This window comes from Sulfitobacter aestuariivivens (assembly GCF_014763045.1).
In the GTDB taxonomy this organism is placed as follows: Bacteria; Pseudomonadota; Alphaproteobacteria; order Rhodobacterales; family Rhodobacteraceae; genus Sulfitobacter; species Sulfitobacter aestuariivivens.
Genome location: NZ_JACTAG010000001.1, coordinates 1,671,895 through 1,691,530, shown reverse-complemented (window position 1 = coordinate 1,691,530; position 19,636 = coordinate 1,671,895). Strand labels below are relative to the sequence as shown.

Annotated in this window: 14 protein-coding genes; 7 read left to right on the top strand and 7 right to left on the bottom strand. The window is 59.6% G+C overall.

Going from position 1 to position 19,636, the window contains the following annotated elements:
- Nucleotides 1–51 precede the first annotated feature (51 nt).
- The 6 genes from H9Q16_RS08280 (at nt 52) to H9Q16_RS08255 (ending at nt 5,956) form a co-directional block, all read left to right on the top strand.
- Nucleotides 52–1,197, top strand: coding sequence for an iron-containing alcohol dehydrogenase (locus H9Q16_RS08280; RefSeq protein WP_191074835.1), 1,146 nt, complete (start codon nt 52–54; stop codon nt 1,195–1,197).
- 124 nt (nt 1,198–1,321) lie between these two features.
- Nucleotides 1,322–2,383: an extracellular solute-binding protein gene (locus H9Q16_RS08275; protein ID WP_191074834.1), complete on the top strand. Its 1,062-nt coding sequence runs from the start codon at nt 1,322–1,324 to the stop codon at nt 2,381–2,383.
- Between the two features lie 64 nt (nt 2,384–2,447).
- Nucleotides 2,448–3,554, top strand: a complete 1,107-nt coding sequence (locus H9Q16_RS08270) for an ATP-binding cassette domain-containing protein (RefSeq protein WP_191074833.1) — start codon at nt 2,448–2,450, stop codon at nt 3,552–3,554.
- Between the two features lie 4 nt (nt 3,555–3,558).
- On the top strand, nt 3,559–4,425 hold the full coding sequence (locus tag H9Q16_RS08265; RefSeq protein WP_191074832.1) for an ABC transporter permease: 867 nt from the start codon (nt 3,559–3,561) through the stop codon (nt 4,423–4,425).
- Entirely contained in the window at nt 4,422–5,276 is an 855-nt protein-coding gene (locus H9Q16_RS08260; protein ID WP_191074831.1) for an ABC transporter permease, read from the top strand. Before H9Q16_RS08265 ends, H9Q16_RS08260 begins: the two co-directional genes overlap by 4 nt.
- Before the next feature lie 137 nt (nt 5,277–5,413).
- Entirely contained in the window at nt 5,414–5,956 is a 543-nt protein-coding gene (locus tag H9Q16_RS08255; protein ID WP_246455553.1) for a hypothetical protein, read from the top strand.
- 6 nt (nt 5,957–5,962) lie between these two features.
- On the opposite strand, the gene H9Q16_RS08250 is transcribed toward H9Q16_RS08255, so the two are convergent.
- A complete protein-coding gene (locus H9Q16_RS08250) occupies nt 5,963–8,947 on the bottom strand; it encodes an ABC transporter transmembrane domain-containing protein (protein WP_246455549.1) in 2,985 nt (994 codons plus the stop codon).
- Nucleotides 8,948–9,307: 360 nt separating this feature from the next.
- Here H9Q16_RS08250 and H9Q16_RS08245 point away from each other — a divergent pair, with 360 nt between their 5' ends.
- Nucleotides 9,308–13,069 carry an acetoacetate decarboxylase family protein gene (locus H9Q16_RS08245; protein WP_191074829.1) on the top strand — a complete coding sequence of 1,254 codons (3,762 nt, stop codon included), beginning with the start codon at nt 9,308–9,310 and terminating at the stop codon, nt 13,067–13,069.
- 2 nt (nt 13,070–13,071) lie between these two features.
- On the opposite strand, the gene H9Q16_RS08240 is transcribed toward H9Q16_RS08245, so the two are convergent.
- From H9Q16_RS08240 to H9Q16_RS08215, 6 genes are all read right to left on the bottom strand, one after another.
- Nucleotides 13,072–14,031, bottom strand: coding sequence for an NAD-dependent epimerase/dehydratase family protein (locus tag H9Q16_RS08240; RefSeq protein ID WP_216859387.1), 960 nt, complete (start codon nt 14,029–14,031; stop codon nt 13,072–13,074).
- A gap of 96 nt (nt 14,032–14,127) precedes the next feature.
- A complete protein-coding gene (locus H9Q16_RS08235; RefSeq protein WP_216859314.1) occupies nt 14,128–15,168 on the bottom strand; it encodes a polyprenyl synthetase family protein in 1,041 nt (346 codons plus the stop codon).
- Nucleotides 15,165–15,911 carry a hypothetical protein gene (locus H9Q16_RS08230; RefSeq protein WP_191074828.1) on the bottom strand — a complete coding sequence of 249 codons (747 nt, stop codon included), beginning with the start codon at nt 15,909–15,911 and terminating at the stop codon, nt 15,165–15,167. Before H9Q16_RS08230 ends, H9Q16_RS08235 begins: the two co-directional genes overlap by 4 nt.
- Nucleotides 15,908–18,037, bottom strand: coding sequence for an FAD-dependent oxidoreductase (locus H9Q16_RS08225; protein ID WP_191074827.1), 2,130 nt, complete (start codon nt 18,035–18,037; stop codon nt 15,908–15,910). The genes H9Q16_RS08230 and H9Q16_RS08225 overlap by 4 nt, the downstream gene beginning before the upstream one ends.
- A 128-nt stretch (nt 18,038–18,165) precedes the next feature.
- The gene (locus tag H9Q16_RS08220) at nt 18,166–18,708 is read right to left on the bottom strand and encodes a 3-hydroxyanthranilate 3,4-dioxygenase (RefSeq protein ID WP_191074826.1); all 543 of its coding nucleotides are present in this window, start codon (nt 18,706–18,708) and stop codon (nt 18,166–18,168) included.
- A 65-nt stretch (nt 18,709–18,773) separates the two neighbouring features.
- Nucleotides 18,774–19,559 carry an aspartate dehydrogenase gene (locus H9Q16_RS08215; protein ID WP_191074825.1) on the bottom strand — a complete coding sequence of 262 codons (786 nt, stop codon included), beginning with the start codon at nt 19,557–19,559 and terminating at the stop codon, nt 18,774–18,776.
- Nucleotides 19,560–19,636 lie beyond the last annotated feature (77 nt).

The window sequence follows — 19,636 nt, the reverse complement described above, 5'->3', positions numbered from 1 at the left end:
GGCCGGGTCGCCCGCATTTGATATCCACCTCTGAAAGAAGGTCTGACGCCTATGTCGCTAACCGCAAATTGGTCCTATCCGACGGCCATCCGTTTTGGCGCAGGTCGCATTGATGAAATTGCATCCGCCTGTGCCGCGGCAGGCATGTCCAGGCCGCTGCTGATCACTGATCGGGGGCTCGCCGACATGCAGATTACGACAAGAACGCTTGATCTGCTGGAGGCCGCCGGTCTGGGGCGCGCGATCTTTTCAGATGTCGATCCCAACCCCAACGAAAAAAACGCCGCAGCAGGCGTGCGCGCCTTTAAGGACGGCGGACATGATGGGGTCGTGGCCTTTGGCGGCGGATCTGGCCTTGATCTGGGCAAGCTGGTGGCCTTTCTGGCGGGCCAGACGCGACCGCTTTGGGATTTCGAAGACATCGGAGATTGGTGGACCCGCGCCGATGCCGATGCCATCGCGCCGATTGTGGCCGTGCCGACGACCGCTGGCACCGGTTCGGAAGTTGGACGTGCGAGCGTCATCACCAATTCCGAGACAGCAGAGAAAAAGATCATCTTTCACCCCAAGTTCCTGCCCAGCGTGGTGATCTGCGACCCGGAGCTGACCGTTGGCATGCCGAAATTCATCACGGCGGGCACGGGCCTGGATGCCTTTGCCCATTGCGTCGAGGCCTATTCGTCGCCGCATTATCATCCGATGTCTCAGGGCATGGCGCTCGAGGGGATGCGGCTGGTTAAAGAGTATCTGCCGCGCGCCTATGCCGATGGCACCGATCTGGAGGCGCGCGCGCAGATGATGTCGGCCGCCGCCATGGGGGCCACGGCGTTTCAGAAAGGTCTGGGGGCCATTCACGCGCTGTCGCACCCGATCGGGGCGATCTATCATACGCACCATGGCACCACGAATGCGGTTTGTATGCCAGCGGTCCTGCAATTCAACAGCACCGCGATCGTCGAGCGGTTCGATACGGCGGCCAACTATCTGGGCATCCCGGGCGGGTTTGACGGCTTTTGCGCCTATGTCGACAATCTGAACGCCAGCATGGGTATTCCCCGGACGTTGTCGGGGCTGGGTATCGAAAACCTGGACGTGGACCGTGTAGTTGAGGGCGCTTTGGCGGATCCGAGCACTGGCGGCAACCCGATTGAGATGACCCGCGACAACACGAGGGAGCTTCTTCTGAAAATCCTTTAGCGGCTCAGAAATTGCGCCCGTGGGCCGCTGCGCCAGCATGGACAATATTGGGCGCCTTCGACTTAATACTGCAACGAACTGCGGGTAACTTGCACCGGCAGACATACTGATCAGGGTGAAAATCATGAAAATCACATTCCTTACGTCCCTTCTGGCGGCCACGGCGCTTTCTGCGTCATTGGCTCAGGCTGACACACTGCGCTTGCTCACGTGGGGTGGTTACGCGCCGGAAGATGTCATCGCGAAATTCGAGGCCGAAACCGGCCATACGGTCGAAGTGACGACCTCGAACAATGAAGAGATGATCGCAAAGCTGCGCGCCACGAATGGCGGCGGATTTGATCTTGCCCAACCCAGCCAGGACCGGATCACCAGCGCGCAGGAAGAATTTGGCATCTACAAACCCCTCGACATGTCGAAGGTGAATGCCGCCTTGTTCATCCCCTCCATGTTGTCCGCAACTGCCAAGAACACGACATACGATGGTGAGGTTTACGGCCTGCCGCATGTCTGGGGCACCAGCGGGCTGGTGGTGAACACCGCGATGGCGGGCAACGTGCAGGACTATACAGATCTGTGTGATGCATCCGTAACAGGCAAGGTGTCTTATCGCCTCAAGCGGCCAACGCTGATCGGGTTCGCCTATTCGATGGGGCTTGATCCCTTTGCCGCCTACAGCGACACGGCGGCCTATCAGGACATCCTCGATCAGGTCGAGGCCAAGCTGACTGAGTGCAAGCCCAACGTGAAAACCTACTGGGGTGGCGGTGACGAGATCAAGAACCTGCTGCGGTCTGGTGAGGTCGTGGCCGCGATGGCGTGGGACACAGGCGGCTGGCAGCTGAATGCGGACAACCCCGACATCACTTTTGTTGCACCCGAAGCGGGTGCGCTGGGCTGGATCGATACCTTTGTCCTGCCTGCGCGGGGGCGTGCGGATGATGCGGCCTATGACTGGATCAACTTTGTGATGCGGCCCGATATCGCCGCGATGATCACCAATACGGCCGGTAACTTTACCGCCGCCGTGGACGGGGATGGCGGTGTCAGTGCTGATCTCAAGGCGCGCTATCAGGGCAGCTTTGACCAGGCGGCGATTGACAATATCAAGTGGTATCCGCCGGTGCCTGCGGGTCTCGAAGCGCTCGAAGGGGCGACGCTTGACCGTATCAACGCGGCAAACTGAGCTGTGCTAAGAAAGGAAGGGGGGCACCGGATGGTGCCTCTCTTCATGCTGTGAGGCAGTGCCTGTGACCGACACCAACCCTGATCTGATCTGCCGTGATCTGACCAAGGATTTCGATGACTTTCGCGCTGTGGATCATGTCAGCTTTGATGTGCCGCAGGGGTCGTTCTTTTCCATTCTTGGACCGTCAGGGTGCGGGAAAACAACGCTTTTGCGCATGATTGCGGGGTTTCAGTCGCCGACCAGTGGCGATCTGCTGATCAAGGGCAGATCAATGATCGGTGTGCCCCCCAACAAACGCCCGGTGTCGATGGTGTTTCAGCATCTGGCGCTGTTTCCGACGATGAACATTGGTGACAACGTGGGCTTCGGCCTGCGCCAAAGGGGCGTGGCACGCGGTGAGATTGCCCGCCGTGTCGAGGCGGTGCTGGAGCGCGTGGGCCTGCCGGGGGTGTCGGCGCGCCGGATCGATCAGCTGTCGGGCGGGCAGAAACAGCGGGTCGCCATCGCGCGCTGCATGGTGCTGGAACCGGATGTCCTGCTGTTGGATGAACCGCTGGGCGCGCTTGATCTGAAACTGCGCGAACACATGAAGGTTGAGCTGAAGTCGCTGCAGGCAGCGTTTAACACAACCTTTGTTTACATCACGCATGACCAGTCAGAGGCGCTGGTGATGAGCGACAACATCGCGGTGATGAATAAGGGGCGGTTCGAGCAGATTGGGCCGCCGGATGAGGTGTATCAAAAGCCGGCGACCGCCTTTGTTGCCGGGTTCGTCGGCGATGCCAACCGGATCGAGGCCAGAGTGACCGGCGTGAATGGCAGCAGGCTGACGCTGACCTCGGAAAGAGGCACACAGATGCATGTCGAGGCGGGCGGGGCGGATCTGTCCGAAGGGCAGGGCGCGCAGGTCTTCCTGCGGCCCGAATCCATCACGTTGTCTACATCGCAAGAGGACGTCGGTGCAGGGCAGAACGTCAGCCCCGGTACGGTGAATGCGGTTTTGTTCAATGGTGCGAACAGTTCGGTCATTGTGCGGGATGCGGGCGGCACCTTGATGAACGTGGCCGTGCCGCAGACAGGGACACACGCACATCTGCGCGCGGGCGACACGGTGTTCACCTGCTGGGACCCGCAACAGGCGCGCTGTTATCCAGCGGGCAAGGTCTGAGCCGATGGGCTCTGACACATCCAGGCTCGGGTTCTATCTTTTGCTGGCGCCGATCCTGCTGTGGCTGATTGTGCTGATCATCCTGCCGCATATCGGCCTATTCATCGTGTCGATAAGCGAAAAGGTCGGCCCACGTGAATTCGAGACCGGGTTTGGCAACTACGCCACGTTCTTTGGTGAGCCGCTGTATTGGCGCACGTTCGCGCGGACCGCGATCATGTCGATCCTTGCCACGGCGCTGACGCTGATCCTAGGCTTTCCGATTGCCTATTACATTGCCAAGCTGACCCGGGGTCGCACGAAAACCACGCTTTTTTTGATGTGCATGATCCCGTTCTGGGTTTCTGAGCTGGTGCGCACCTTTGGCTGGATGATCCTGCTGCGGGAAACCGGAGTCATATCGACCGCACTGCAGAACCTTGGGCTGATAAGTGGGCCGGTTGAGCTTTTGTACAACGATGCGGCGATTATGGTTGGGCTGGTGTACACGTCGATCCTGTTCATGGTGGTGCCGCTGGTGACGACCCTCGACAGTCTGGACAACAGCCTGATCGAAGCGGGCTATGATCTGGGTGGCACCAGCACCTCTATCATGCGCGAGATCGTCATTCCCCATGCGATGCCGGGTATCGTATCGGGGGGCATCGTCGTGTTCATGCTGTCGCTCGGTAACTACCTGACCCCGATCCTGCTGGGCGGCAAGGACAGTCTTTGGTTCACGGGGATGATCTATACGCAGTTCATCACCCGCTTTAACTGGGAGCTTGGCTCAGCCCTCGGGTTTCTGCTGCTGGCGCTGTCATCGGGGATTGTGTTTCTGGGGCTCAAGCTGTCCCGTCAATCGCTGTCTGATACGATGGGGCGCGCATGATCCCCACTGTCCCGCAGCCAGCGTTTGCCAAATGGTGTTACCGCGCCTATGTGACCGCCTTTTTCATCTACCTTGCGCTACCGCTGAGCGTGGTGTGCGTATTCGCGTTCAACAACAGTGTCTTCCCGTCGCCGCCGTGGGAAGGGTTCACGCTAGCGTGGTTTTTCGGCACTGAGGCGCCCTACATCGGTGTCTTTCACGAGCGGTCTATCCTGCGCGCCATCGGGACCTCGACGTTTGTGGCCCTTTGGGTATCCGCGCTAGCGGTTGCGGTGGGGACCTGCAATGCCTTTTTGTTCGTGCGCCATACGTTCAGGGGAAAGGCACTGCTGTATATGCTGATGCTTTTGCCGCTGATCATTCCGGGGGTGATCCTGGGCATCTCGATCCTTGTCTTCTCCAGCGCTATTGCCAACACGCTGGAAGATGCCACGGGTCTTTGGTTTGATGGGCTGCGGCCGGGGTTGATCCTTGTCATTCTCGGTCAATTTTCGTTTATCACGACCTTTGCCACGCTTGTCATTTCTGCGCGGTTGCAAAAGTTTGACCCCAGCCTTGAAGAGGCCGCCCTCAATCTGGGGGCAAGTCAATGGGGTGCGATCCGGCAGATCACGCTGCCGTTCCTGATGCCCGCGATCGTGGCCTCGGCCATCGTGTCTATTTTGATGAGCTTTGAGAACTTCAACACCACGTTGATGCTGGTGGGATCGGATTCACCTTTGACGATCACCATGTTCGACAAGCTCAAACAGGGGTCCACCCCGGTTTTGAATGCCGTGTCGCTGCTGCTGATCGTGATTTCGGCGATCCTTGGATTGGCGTCGCTTTTCTTTCCGAACGCCAGAAAATAGCCCGCGCCGCGCGTCGGGCCGCAACATCATGCGGTAGCGCCTCAAGCGGCATCGGTCCCGAAGCGCGCAGGCACACATTAAGCATCACAAGTGGCGGTTATTGTGGTATTATCAGGCAGGAGGATTATCTTAACCCTATGACACATAATTCATTTACGCGTCGTTTCGTCCTTGGCCTTGTATTTCTGGCCCTACCGTTGAGCGCCGTCGCCGCCGAGATTGATCAGTTCTTTGGCCGGTATGAGGGCAGTGCTGAAGAGATTGTGGCAGGCGAAGCACGGCTGCGGGACATGAGCACAACCATCGAAGCTCAGGACAAGGGGTTCAGCGTCAGCTGGACTTCGGTGACCTACAAGAGTGATGGCCGCTCAAAGGAAAAGACCTATACGATCAACTTCACGCCAAGCCAGCGCGAGTCCATTTATGGCTCAGCCATGCAGACCAACATGTTCGGCAAACAGATCCCGCTTGATCCGCTCAAGGGGGAGCCCTTTGTCTGGGCCCGTCTCGAAGGGGATACGCTGTCGCTCTATTCGATGTTCATCGCCGAAGAAGGCGCCTATGAGATCCAGGAATATCACCGGACCCTCGTTGAAGGCGGTCTTGATCTGACCTTCCGCAGGATCAATCAGGGAACTGCCGTGCGCGAGGTGAACGCCTTTCTTGAACGGGCGTCCTGAGCGGACCTACTTTTGTGTCTGTTCAGCGGCGGACTTGGATAAGTAACCGGCGATCAGCTGCATCAGCTTAAATGTCGTGCCCGCATCGTGTTGCATGACAGAGAGGAATTCCTCGCCGCCGATCACAAGGCCCGATAGGTCGGTGCGCGAGGTCATCGTCAGCGTCCGGGGCACGCCCAGTATGAGACCCAGTTCGCCAACAAGGCTGCCGGGACCTGCGATGCGGATCAGAACGTCCTCTTTACCGTCCTTGCCCGGTGCGATGAAATCGGCCTCACCTTTCTGGATCAGATAGACGCCGCTTGCGGAATCTTCGCCCTGGCTGAAGATGACCTCGCCATGCGGGATGTTGAACCATTTCGCAGAGAAGGCCAGCAGGCGAAGTTGCTTTTGATCGAGCTCGGAAAAGAAGACGGACTGTCGCAGGGCCTGAAGTTTGGTCGCCAGATCGGTTGCGCTGCCGCTTGTCGTTTCCTTGCCCTGATCGGGACTATCCCGGCCTTCATGCGCAAGGCGGCCCTGTGCAATCTCGATCGACACGTCAGACTGCTGCGTTTCGTCAAAGCTGCTGTCGAGCAACACGATCGTTGCGTCCGGCAGGGCCTGATGCAGGCGCGACACGGCTGCCGCGCGGGTCTCTGCCTCGTAGCTTGCCAGCGCCTTGTCCAGCACCAGCACATCGGGGCGTTTGATTGCGGCACGGGTAAAGGCAACGCGTTCGCGCACCCGGGGCGACAGATTTGTGCCACCCAGCAGGCTTTCCTCGCTCAGGCTGAGGGTGGCGATTTCTGACTTGAGCCCCTGTTCGTCCAGGATCGCGGCGATGGTCTCGAAAAGAAGATCAACGCGTTTTCCGACGTCCTTATTGACCACACCAAACAGCATGTTCTCCACCACCGACAAACCGTCAGAAAAGCTGGTCGGGTCGAGTTGCTGGTAAAGCTCAGACAGGCGTTTGGCAGGGTCCTGCGGCACCGCCTGACGGGCGGCAACGACCTGATCCTGCAGGGCCAGGGGCACGAAAGAGCCGACCTGATCAGGTGCCAGCAGGCAGGGCAGGGCCAGCAGCAGGGCCAGGTCCTCGTCACTGACGCCGCTCAGGCCGTCGGACTTGGCGCGGTTGGAGATGCGCAAGGTTGCGTCAAAGTCTGTCTGGTCGATACCCAGCCGCCGGAACAGCGGGTGATCGGTGCCATCTGCGCCGAAAGTATCGTGCAAAAGGTCAGTGACGGCTTGGGCCACCTCGGCAATTTCGGCCACCAGATCGACCGCCCGAAGCAGCGGCAGAAAGCCGTTGTGTTCGGCCAACTCGCGCTGGGTAACAGGCTCTGATGGAGCCGCAAAGAGCAGGTTTTCCAGCAGGGGGACTGCCTTGTTGTAGGTTTCGTGCTCAAACGGGCGCATGGTGCTGAGCAGACCGTCGCCATCCAGCCGCACGCGCACTTCATCGCGTAGATCGACAAGGTGCTGTGCCACTTCAGGGGCCTCTTGCGCAGCGATCCGCAGGCCGAGCGCGCGGCGGACCAGTTCGCGATCTGCGCCCATGCCCTCAATGATGTCGAGCCACCAAGCGCGTACGTCACTCAGACTTTGCATCCCCAACCGCGCAGGATCGATCCAGTTGTCTTCGAGCAACACCGTACTGTTGCCCGACCGGGTGGCTTCAAGCCTTTCCATAGCCAGTTCAGGCAATTCGGTATCGCCAACACGACCCATCGACTTGAGCGCGAGCATCATGTTGTCGTCGATGGTGCCTGCAAAGAGGTAGGGGGCCGAATCAGCCCAGCCGATTCGCGTGCCGATCTCGGCCTGATGCAGGCTGGCCAGGTCGCGCCCACCGATGGTGATGCGCCCCTCGGAGGGCACTATCTCGCGGGTGAGAAGCTCGGAAATCACCTGCCGTTCTTCGGGGGTCACGCAGCTGATGGTGGCCACGCCGCCGCCGGGGATCGTGAAGGACAGGTTCTCTACCAGTGGGATACCGTCCACGTCACGGGCGCTGACCCGGTCAAAGACGATGTCCCCTGTGAGCCGGCCGATTGTTTCGGGAGGGTCGTCGAAAAGACCATCTTCCATCATCCCTGCCGGGGCGAAGCGGTCGGTGATCAGTGTCCAGCGCTGCGACATTTCGTGAAAGCTGGTGTAGTAGGTCAGCAGCTCTTTCCAAGGTGCCGAGAGATCCTTGTAGGCGGCAAGGGCCGCCACCAGGGCCCCCAGAGAAACGTTGCCGCGGATGACCAGATACCCACCCACCGAAAAGAAGAAAAACGGTGTCAGCTGAGTGATGAAGTTGTTGAGAAACTTCATGAAGAATTTCTTGCGGTAGATATCCAGCCGGATGAAGAACAAACGCCCCAGGCGATGTGTGACCATGGCCGAGCGATAGGAATGCGCGCCACTTGTCCGCAGTGTGGGCGTGCCTGCGGCGGTCTCTCCGATTTCGGCGGCCAGCTTGCGCACCTCGCCGATGCGCGCCTTGTTCAGGACGTTTATCCGCCTTTGTAGCATGGGGATAAGCCACGCCTGCAGCGGAATGAGGGCGATCGCGGCCAACCCGAACCAGAAGCTTTGCAGAAACAGGAACATCAGGATCGTCGCCATCTGACCTGCCTGCAGCACGGGCTGGGAAATTGCATCGCCCATCATGCCGCCCATCGGTTCGGATTCGGACGTGATCATCGACACGATCTCGGCCTGGCTGGTGCGCTGGAAGTAGGGTTTGGGGAACCTGAAAAGCCGGGTCACCAGCAGATAGCGGAACCGCCGCAGCATCCGCTCGGACAGGGCGCCCTTCATGGTGTTAATGCGCACCTTAAGCAGTCCGTGCCCCAGAACCGACAACAGGAACAATCCGCAAAGCAGCCACAGGAACGTTGTCTGGCTAAGCGGGACGCCAAAGACCACGACAACGTTTTGGGCTGCGCCGATCGCATCGTTGATGATGCGTTTTGGCAGTTCCAGTGTCAGGTAGAGAAACGGGAACAGCAGCATCGTGACCAAGAGCAGGAGGATTTGCTGGCGTTTGGAATAGGTCCAGATGAATTTAAAAAGTGAAGTATCGATGGTGCCGTTCCGTCTTATGCGTCTGATAGTATCACCGCTGACGGGGTGTCTATTTCGACCCCGCAAATCGTTACTTACGGGCATACTACCTGCAGTTGAGCCTTTGTTTCATTGGCTTTAACTGGCATTCCCGCTTGTTCGAAAATGGCACAGTGCCTAAGGTTTCCCAATAGAAGAAATTTATTCCTTGGGGGGGGTCACCAAATGCAAGGTGTTCCATTCAACACAGCGCGGGGTGCAGCAAGTTCGCTGCAGATGGCCCCACCTTTTGCTTTTAGTGATGTTACGATGTCTGTCTTTCCGTTGCGGGCCAGTCTGCCCACTTTGGAGAACTTCTGCCGCAATTATCTTAATCAGGCGCCGGGCAAGATTCAGTTCCAGCCCTTCATGCCATTTGTCTATCTGGTGATCCTTGATTATGGCCGCATGTCGATCGAGGCGGCCAATATGGGGTGGATTTCGCAGCGCGAGGTCGCCTTTGGCGTGCCGCTGCGGTGGCTGAATGCCGAAGAGGACGGGCTGCACTTTCATGATTGGGCGTTCTCATCGCCTTTCATCTTTGTAGACAATGAACTGTCGATGAGCACGGGTCGCGAAGTTTACGGCTGGCCCAAGTTGCTGGCGCGGCTTGATCCGTCAGTCAGTGAATGGGTGCGTGATCCGCACGGGGCGCGGCGGGTATTTCAGGTTTCAACCAAAGGGGCCAGCGAGGCTTTTGCAGGGGAAACCAACAGCTACCGCCCCTTGCTGAGTGTCTTTCAGCATCGTACGGCGGGGCTCATGGATGTGCCGCCGAGCCTTGATGCGATCGTCAAGCCGCTGTCGCAGATGTCGAACGCCGCCGCCGGGTTGACCCGGCTGGGTGCGGATCTGACCAGAACCTTTCTGGGCATGGCCAGCGACCGGATCACCGGCTCTGCAATGCTGCCGAATCTGATGGATCTGAGCACGCTGCGCAATCAGCTGTCGCCGGAAAACCTGGGCAAGTGGCGCGATACAAAGGAATGGCTGCCAGGAATCAAGGATGCGCTGTGGTCGCTCTATCCGCGGATGTATGCGAACACGATAAACTTCAAGCAATTCCGGGATGCGGCCAATCCGAGTGGCACGTGTTATCAAGCCCTGACTGCCGCGCAGATGCCAGTTACATCGTTGAAAGAAGGCGGATTTCTTGGGCCGCAGAACATGATGCTGGGCCAAATCGACGGCGGTTTCAGGATTGACATCCATCATCTGGCCGGGCTGCCCATCGTGGAAAGCCTTGGTCTGGAGGTCGCGGAGACGCGCGAGGCGAATGGCACGACGGTGTCGACCCTGTCACCTGTGGCCCCGCTGTGGATGCGCGTGGACATGATGTATGGGTTGGCCGATACGTTGATCTGGCGCGGACGGTCGGGCGAATGGCAGGAAGGTGAGACGCTGACCAAAATCAAGGCCGCCAGCAAGGCCCAGCGTGCGCAGGATGAAAAGACCTTCAGCTTTGGCGAAGACGAGCTGCAACCGCGTTCCACCGGCGCTGATCCTGAGAGTGCCGCGCAAGATAGCCAGGCGTATGATCCACCCAAAGAGCTCGATGATGGGCAGGGGTTTGACTACATTCGCGCGATGAACGCGTTCAACACGGCGCGCGGTGCAAGCGAGGCGATCGGGGGATCGTTCTCTGTGCCGGATGCTTCGGTCAGGGTGCTGCCGCTCAAGGCAGATGCGGAAACGCTGCAAAAGTTCGTGGGCGAATATATGCGCTTCAAAGGCGCGCTGCGGTTCGAGGCCTGGGGGGATTTTGTCTATCTTGTGATCAGCGACTTCAAGCAGATGAATTCGGAGACGACATCGATTGCAAAGCGGCGCGCGCGTGAGCTGAGCCTGCTGGTCCCGGTCAAATGCTACGAGTGGTTCAAGGATGAAGATTATCCGCTCGACTACAGCGCGAGCAAGAAAGACGAGGACGCCAAGATGCGCCGCAAACGCGGCAAGGAAAAGCTGGTCACGACCGGTTTCGTGAACGCGTTCACGTTTGTTGATGATGTTGGCACCGCGATCACCGCCAATGAGGTGTTTGGCGTGCCGAGCCTTGGGTCCACAATTCGCGCCAGCGAAAATGAATGGCTGAGCCGGGACTACACGCGCGAGCAGGACCAGCACGAGATCCTGACCCTAAAGGCGCCGGTGCTGCCGGCACTTGGCGTGGGCGCGCAGTCTGTGGATCGCACGATTGTTGATGTCTCGACGCACCATCCGCATCACGCAGCGGTGCAGGAGACAGAAGATGAGGCCGTCAACCGCTGGGTTGGTGTACTGGCCGACGACCTGCAAGAGAAGATTGAAGAGGATTGCCGTTCCGACTTGCAGGTCGATCCCCGCGCGGCAGCAGCGGATCAAAAGCAGGCGATCTGTGCGGCGCAGGGTTTTGCGCTTAAGATTCTGGGCGGCATGCTGCCATTGAATCAGTTCTCGCTCAAGCAATTCCGCCATAGCAGTGAAACGCAGAATGCCTGCTATCAGGGCCTTGTGCTGCGGCGGCACCATATTCTGAAGCTCGGCGACTTCCGAGAGATCGACGCGCCGCTACATGTCTGCATTACTGATTATCCGACACAGCCGATCAGCAAGATTTTGGGCCTGAAGCCCAAGTTCAGCTATCCCGGCCCGGATCGCCTGATCAAAGTGTACGAGGCCGTGCGCCCGTTTTCGTTGAATGCCGACCTGCGGCGCGGGGCCGGTGTGACCCTGTTCGAGCGTATTAACGAAAAGAAATGGAGCCGCGTCGACATCACCGAGGAGATTTTCGGCTGGCGCAATATTCCGCGCGGCGAGGTGGCTGACATGGTCAGAGCCGTCAAAGGGAGCACCCACATTTCGCTGGCCTATGAATCCACCAATCCCAAGACCGGCGCCACCATGGAAAAGCGGTTCAAGGAGGTAAAGCGCAAATACCTCGAAGAGACGTTTCTTGAGGGCCGCGTCCAGACCGGTCAGGCCAAGGATATCAAGGCCAAGCGGCGTGACTTCAAGGATATCGTGTCGGTGGTGTGTGATCCCAAACTGTTGAACGAACTCGATCCCGGCAAGGGCATCGATATCGCCGCCTGGAATGCCCAGATGCAGGATAAGGAAACCGGTTTCAAACAGGAAGACATGGCCGAAAACATGGAACGGTTCAGCCCCGCAACCGTGCTGGACAAGGTATTGTCCCGGGGCTGGGGCGTGGTCAAGGGCACCAAGTTGCCGCGATTTGGGCGGCCCGATTTCTGCGTGCCCGCGACATCTGTGCCCAAGCGCATCGCACTTGATCTTTTTCCGGAACACGAGCGCGCAGGCATTTACTGGCCTCAGACTACACGGCAGTACCTCAGCGCAATGGCCCAGCGGGAAAGCGAGGCGACGGCCTTTAAGTATGAGCTAAACTCGGCTGTCCAGATCCTGGCGCTTATCTATCCGGCAGCGCTTACATCGGATAACTTGGTTCCCGCCAGTTCGGCTGGTGCCGACGGAAGAACGGCCATCGACGGTTTTGTCACGACGCTGACCGAAGGTCTGTTCGGGATGCTGGACGACGAAAAGAAGCAAGCCGCATATGACAGCACACGCGCGGTCATCGAGAGGATCGAAAACGACGAAGATTTCGATGGTCTGGCGCGTGCATCAGAACAGATCGTAAGAGAATTTGTCGATGCGCATTTGCCCGCAGCATTCCGTGTCAGCGAAGAGAACATGCGTCGGTCCATGTACGAATTGATGGAAAATGGTCAAGGTTCCGCAGACAAGCTGGTGCCATCCGCTGATTGGGCGGCACTGGTCACTTCACTGAGAGAAATCGGTGAAAAGATGACAAAGCTGATGAAAGACGACTCTTTCGACCAACATTTTCACCACCATTTTTACACCTATATCGAACGCGCCGAATACAACATGCGGGATATGCAGGGGATTGAACGAGCGGAACCTGACGGCACTATTGTGACCAACGGCTCGATCGGCCTGCCGCACGAGGAAATGCGCGCACGCCTCAAGAGGATCATGACGAAAGAGGTCGCGGACGAGGCATCGTAGGCTCAGACGCGGTTGATCTTGCGATACCACGCAACCGCGTCTTGCAGGGTGTCGGCCAGTGGTCGGGGATGACCCGCCAGGCTGATCTGGGCCGCGCTGGGTGCCGCAGCATAGCTGGCCCGCACCAGCATCATCGGCAGGCTGGGCCAGGGCGACTTCCGCCCCGCCACAGCATAGGCTGTTTCAACCCAGTAGAGACTGGCCAATCCCATTAGGGATGGCACCTGCAGGCGCGGCGGGTTCACCCCACCCAGCTGGCAGATACGGGTCGCGAGCTCAGGGAGCGAGACTGTGTGACCAAATACCGGGATCTGGGATGTGGGGAAATCTTGCGCGCAGGCCGCGCTGACCACTGCGGCCACATCGCGCACGTCCACAACGTTCAGATCATGGCGCACCAACCCGCCAACCTTGCCGGCCAGCAGCATCGGGATAAAGGCATGTTCCATCGGCTTAAGGTCATAGGGGCCAAAGCACGTCGCTGGATTGACCACGCATCCCCGCAGGCCATCGCGCAGCGCGCCGCGCACCGCCGCTTCGACCTTGGCCTTGAGGTCGAAATAGCTGTGCAGTCCCTGAAGGATACCCTGTGAGAGTTGCGCAATCGGCCCTTTGGGGCGGGGTAGGGTCGTGAAAGAAGAGATATGCACGAATGCCGCGCCTGACCTGGCCGTCATCGCAGTCAGATGTCGGGCGCGCGTGACGGCGTTTGCCACGATGCGCACCCGGTCTCGGTCATGCAGCCACAGCGGGTAGGGCGTTGCGGCATCAACGACCAGATCTGCGTCGGCAATCCAGCCCGCAACAGCAGCGGGTTGATGATCATCGCCACCGACGATTTTGACCTTCGTGCCTTCCAGATTGGGACGGGGCTCCGCGCTGCGCCCGGCGGCGGTGACGGTCCATCCGTCCGTGGCCAGTTTTCGTGCAATCGCAGACCCGATATGCCCGGTACCGCCCAGTACAAGGGCACGTTTCTGTTCTTTCCTAGCGATGATCCTGCACTCCGCGTCGAGGCGAAGCGACCTGCGTCATTGCTTTGGCTGAGACGCTCAAATTCAATGATCCCGCCGGAAGGTCCAGGTGATCAGGTCGCGAATAAAAACCGTGTCGCGCGTATCTGGTATGTCTTTGAACGCACGCGAGAATTCGTGGATCGCGGCACTGGCAAGGCTTTGCGAGTACTGAAAGGCCCGGTCAATCGCGCCGACCTCATTCATGGCATCCAGCAGCCAAGCGACGTCAGCCTCTGAGCGGTCGTCGCGCGATTGCATCATGAAGGCGTCATAGCGTTTCTTGTCGTCACCCTTCAGCCGTTCGGCCACGTCAATCAGCATCAGCGTACGCTTGGCCTCCCAAAGATCGCCGCAGCTTTCCTTGCCATAAACCTTGTCGCCCTTGAGGTTCAGCACATCGTCGTGGATCTGAAACGCAGCCCCGAAGAAAAAGCCAAAGCGGATAAAGGCGTCGGGTGCAATTAGCCCCTTGTTTGAGGTGCCAAGCGTCGCGCCGATGCGGCAGGGAAAGATCGCGGCAAGCCAGCAGGTCTTTTTCAGGACCATTTCCAGATAATCATTGCGTGTCACCACCTTGGCCGGATTGGCGCGCCAGCCCAGTTCCATCGCTTGACCTTCGGCGGATTCGCGCGCCATGCGCTCCCAGTCGCTGAGGATGTGCATCGCCAGATGCGGTCCCAGTTCCTTGGCCTTGTCGAGCATTGGTTTGATGCTCATCATCGCAAGTGCGTCGCCCGCATTCAGCGCAATGGGCGTGCCGTGCAGCTTGTGCAGGGTCTGCTGGCCGCGCCGTTCATCGCTTTCATCCTCGATATCATCATGGATCAGCAGGGCGTTGTGCAGCATTTCGATGGCGGCGGCGGCCTTCGCAGCCTCTTTAGGCGGTGTGCCAAAGGCAGAGGCGGTCGCGATGCACAGCGACGGGCGCATCATCTTGCCACCACGCGTGGGGTAATCGGCCAGCGGGGCGTAGAGATAATCCAGCGGTTCGCGTTTGGGCAGGTATTCTGCCATGGCCTTGCGGGTCAGCGCGCCATATTCGTCCAGCACGGGCGTGACAGTATCGATGCTGTTGATATTCACGATCCGTCCTCCGATGTCTCAAACACCCGCACGGTGACGGTTCCGGCCGGGCCTGCGCCCTTTTCCACAAGCAGCCCGTGATAGGTGCCAGCAGGTTGGTCGGCGGGAATTGTGATGCGCAGCTGTCCGTTCTCGACGCTGACGGTTGTGATGCGAAGGTCCTGATTGGCGTCCTCGGATGTCAGCGGTTGCGCGCTGAGGCTGCCTGCTGCGCGAAACATGTCGACCCGGGTCTCCACTGGCTTTGACGCGCGGAGGACCATTGAGGGGGACGCGATGCCCGTGCTCGCCGCCGGGGCGCTGGCCGTTGCCCCGCGCAGATTACCAAGCTGATCCCGGATGCTGCCGGCGATATCGATCCACTGGGTGGCCATGTCGGCGTAGACGCGGGTGAATTGCGTGGCCAGTGCCGTCAGATCATTGGCCTGCGCGCTGCCGTAGAGGGCCGCCATCCGCCCCAGAAGGCTTTCGTCGGCCCCTGCACTTTCCTTGAGGCCCTGTCGGATATGCGCATCCACCAGTTCGGAGGCTTCCTGAACGCTGTCGTCAAGAAACCCATGGCCGGTCGGCTCAACCGGGGTGCCTGTGTCTTCGTCAAAGCCCAGCGGATGGCTGCCTTGTGGCGGTGCGCCCCAGCTAGACTGACCAAATACCCCGAGTATCCCGCGATTTGGTTCGGTTCGCTCAGGTTCGGGGCGTCGCAGGCGGGCAGGGGCATCAGCGGTATTTGCTGGTTTTTTCATGGGTGATCATACCCTACGATATGGCCAAGGTTTGGTGCGCCCGAAAGCGCGCTTGCGGCCAGCAAACCGGACATCACGGCGGCCTCGACACAGCCGGCCTGATGCCCGCATCCTGTCCAGTCACCTGCAATTGTGAAATTGTCGAACCGATTGTAAAGCGGCGAGACGCGGTGCTCCAGCGTGCCGGGCAGAGACAGCACGTAGCGTTCGGTGGGCGATGTGTTCGCGGTCCAGAACTGGCTGTCAAAGCGCGCCTCACCTTTGCCCTTGCCCCCCGACAGCAGGTCCCAGCGAAAGCCCTTCTCATCCACCGCCTGCGGCCAGAAGTGCGCGACATCCCGGTTGAGGAAGGTCACCGCATTCTGGCGCACGTGGGCATGGGCGTCTTTGCCCGTCATGGTATCGGGCAGGACAGAGCAGAAATAGGCGATCGCCTTGGGGTCGGTTTTCCAGTCTTCAACGGCGATCAGCTGACGCATGTCGGCCCAGGTATCAAAGGGTTCGACATAGCCGGATATGTTGATCGGGGGCTGGCCCCAACCCAGATCTTCGACCGTGTCGTCCATCCAGACCTGGAAGGCCTGTGTGGCGACGGTCTTGACGCTTTGGGTCATGCGCTGCCACGCGGGATCAACCGCGATCAGTTCCTTGCAGAGGTCCGGCACGGCGCCGTAGCCCACGGCCAGCACGGCAAAGTCGAAATCCTTGCCGACTTTGAGCTTTTTGCGGTTCACCGCCCGGTCACCGTCCGCGCCATGTTCGGGGTTCCAGCCTGCCTTCTTCAGCTTCGCGCCGTCCTTGAGTTGGTCATAAAGGGGCAAGCTGGGCCAGCACGGCAGGCCCTTGATCGGAACAAGCGGCTTGTAGTCGGCACCCCGCTTGACCTCTGCCTGAACGGACATATCGAGCCGTGCCACGTGGCTTTTGTCGGCGCTGAGGGCCACGTGGTCGAGGCGGTGGAAGAATTCGAATTTCACGCCGCGCTTTTCCAGCACTTCATAGGCGGGGGCAAAAACGACATCGCCCATGCCTGCCTGCATCTTCCAGAAAAGCGCGCCACGATAGGTAAAGAACATGCGCATCGCACCGCGTAGTGCCTGACCCGCCGCAAGCTGAGGTCGCGCGACATCGCCGTCTTCGAACGCGAAGAGCAGATCGTAAGAGCCGCGGATGAATGCACTGTCGATGGTCGCGGGTGACGCGCCATGTGACAACAGCCATTCGCGCCAGTCATATTTGTCCAACAGATCAAAGCCCTGCGGGGAAAACAGCACGCCTTCTCGCAGTACGCCACGCACGATCGCCAGCACGGTGTCGACGATTTCCCAGACCCGGCGCACTTCGTCGTCTGAGGCGATCAGCAGTTCGAACTGATAGCGGATTGTTGCAGACAGGCGGTCCAGCAAAGAGGCCGGGCCTTGCGGGTCGGTGCCGGGGCGCAGGGTATCAAGGATGCGCTGCAGCGCGCCGATGGCCTCAAGGACCAGCGCACCAACCGCCAGTTGCCCATAGCGTGCCGCGCGCATTGCGGTGCCCGTCATGTCAGAGCGTGCGGTGCTCAGCAGGCTGCTGATCAGAGAGGTCACCGCCTTGGCCAGACCGGAATCGTCAGTGGCCAGGGGGGGCTCGTGGCCCCTGTCCTGCACACTGAGGAGCAGCGTGCGCACAAGACGCAGGCATTGCGTCAGATAGCCCTGCACCGAAAACGGGTTGCGGTCCGACAGCGGATCACCGGGCAATCCGGCCGCGGGCGGGAAATAGGCCGACCAGTTGAGCCACTGGTTTTCGCCGATCTTTTCTGTGACGCCGACGTGATTGTCGGGTTTGAAGGCGTCGCTCCAGTCACGCAGGGGGTGGCCCTCGGGGCGGTCAAGTTCAGCGTAGCAATCGCGCATGAAGCGAAAGGCGTTTTCGTAAAAACCCATCCACAGGTGCAGGCCGTGTTCTTCGATGCGGCCTGTCTCAGCGTCACGGCCCGAGGCACCTTTGCCGCCAAGTCGCCAGCCCATCTGGTAGACCGTCACGTCGAATTCGCCGCGCCGTTCTGGGCGCGTGAGTTCAAAGGCGGCGGCCACACCGGCACAACCGCCGCCGATAATGGCGACTTTCTTTGGCACTGTTCCCACCCAGGTTCCCTTCGGTAACTACCTTAGCAGGCTCACTTTATTCAGCAAGGTTAATGTATGACATATCCCCTGCGACCGGTCGCCCCGTAGGTCGGCGTCGCGGGGTGCAACCTGAAGGTGAATATATGTCAAAGCTGAACCCACCCCTCGGGCGGCTCTTTGCCCGGGTGCACCGTGCCGCAATCCGGGCAGGTGCGCTGTTCGGTCGAGGCGTAAAAAGCGTCATACACTGGCGGCAGGTCATCGACGATAGAGACAAGCTGCATCTCGGCGCGGTGCACGCGCGAATGACACTCAAAACAGTACCATTCGATGGCATCCAGTTCCCCCGTCTGGCGTTTGGGTTCGATTACCAGCCCGATGGAGCCTTCCTGCGGGCGCTGGGGGGAATGGCGCACGTGTGCGGGCAGCAGGAACACCTCGCCCTCGCGGATCGGGACGTCGTAGAATTCTGTTCCGTCATAGATCTTGAGCAGCATGTCGCCCTGAAGCTGGTAGAAGAATTCCTCGACCGGGTCGTCGTGATAATCGGTGCGCTTGTTGGGGCCGCCGACGACGGTGACCATCAGATCGGCGTCTTCAAAGACCTTCTTATTGCCGACAGGCGGTTTGAGCAGATGACGATGTTCATCAATCCACTTGTTGAAATTGAACGCGGCTAGTCTGGACATCGCATCCCCTCCTTCAGCAATGGGGTCAAGCTTGGGCCGGGCGGGCAAAGGGGTCAACCATCTTGTCAGAAATGGATTGTCGCGCGGCGGTCTTGGATGGCGCAGAGCACGCTCATCGCGGCAAGGGCGGAGGTGCGCGGAGTGTCGGGCAGAGTGTGGCCGGTGAGAGTAAGAGAGAGCTCGCCAAAGTCGCCCTGAGCTTCGATCTGGTGGGTGTTTCCGGTTGCGTCGGCGTCGGCAATCAGGGTGACGCGGGTATCATCCAGACCCAGACCTGCAAGAGCGACAGCAGCGGCGACGTTAGCGTTCTTGGGGTAAGCCAGTGCTGCTTGGCGCGCTGTGCCTTCAAAGTGCACCGCGCTGCCACTCTTCAGGGCGGGAAGGTCCAGCACCTTTTCGGCAGGGGAGCCCGCCCAACCTTTGGGTGGTTTGCGGCCCGTGTAGTGCACGTGCCGCAGTTGGCCTGCACGCGCGGCGCGCAGCACGTCGAGGCCGCCAATCGCACCGCTGGCCAGATGCAGCCGCGCGCCACCGGCCTGTCCTGCGGCGGTCAGTTCAGCCAAGAGCATCGCATCCGCCAGCGCGCCTATGGACACGGTGATCAGGTCGCGACCACCTGACAGAATCGCAGGCCCAAATGCGCGTAGGGCGCTGTGACCTGCACAATCGACCACCAGTTGCGTGTCCTCGGGCAGTTCAGCCGTGGTCGATATCAGGCGGGGTCCGGTGCCATCCCATGCGGCCGCGCGTTCTGGCCGCACTAGTAGCGCGGTGATGCGGATCCTCGTGCCGGTCAGGGCGTTGACGATATATTTAGCGATGGCACCATTGCCAATGAGCGCAATGTTCATGGGTATGTTCCTTGTCCGTGGAAGGCAGTCTTTCGGTATCATGCCACACTCTGCAACTTTGAATTTGGCTTCTGCGC